This is a genomic window from Oleiphilus sp. HI0066 (genome assembly GCF_001635725.1).
The window spans coordinates 1-786 of the sequence record NZ_LWFH01000356.1; the positions used below are offsets into that span (position 1 = coordinate 1).

General features: G+C 46.3%; 2 pseudogenes. Both read left to right on the plus strand.

The features are described from left to right. Nucleotides 1–331: pseudogene (locus A3738_RS30590) on the plus strand (hypothetical protein); the annotation flags it as partial. Beyond that, nucleotides 307–786 (plus strand): annotated as a pseudogene (locus A3738_RS30595) (16S rRNA (cytosine(967)-C(5))-methyltransferase); the annotation flags it as partial. The pseudogenes A3738_RS30590 and A3738_RS30595, both read left to right, overlap by 25 nt.

A 786-nucleotide genomic window follows, 5' to 3' on the forward strand; every position in this document is an offset into this window, starting at 1 on the left:
AGCCATGGATACAATGCGCGCATCCAATGCTCACCCTCCTATGTTTTTGCGCGTCAATACAAGCAAAGTAAGTCGAGAAGACTACCTAAAAACGCTGCACACCAATCAAATTCTGGCTACAGAAACTAGCTTTTCAGAAAAAGGCATTCTTTTGGAAGAAGCGCAAGACGTCGACAAACTGCCTGGATTTGATGAAGGTTTAGTGAGTGTTCAAGACGAGGCTGCACAGCTTTCAACAAAGCTATTAGACTTAGCGCCAAACTTACGCGTTCTCGATGCTCTGCTCCCGGCGGAAAAACATGCGCCATGCTCGAAGCTGAACCGTCATTAGACGTCACTGCCTTAGACCAAGATGCGAAACGCTTAGTGCGAGTCGAAGAAAATCTTGCTCGCTTGGGATTGAAGGCCAACACGATTGCAAGTTCTGCTGAAGATTTAACGCGTTGGTATGATAATCAACCCTTCGATCGTATTCTTCTCGATGCGCCATGTAGTGCAACAGGTGTGATTCGTAGGCACCCTGACATTAAATTACTGAGAGATCCATCAGACCTCAAGAAACTCGCAGAACTGCAGCTACACTTACTAACAAGTCTTTGGAAAACGCTCAAACCTGGTGGCAAGCTGGTCTATGCAACATGCTCAATTTTCCCGCAGGAAAATGCACGCATCATAGAACGCTTTTTAGCTTCAGAACCGAGTACGACCTTACTTCCCATTGAAAGCGATTGGGGAGAAGACACTGGATATGGCAAACAGCTATTTCCCTCAGAGCAAGGACACGAT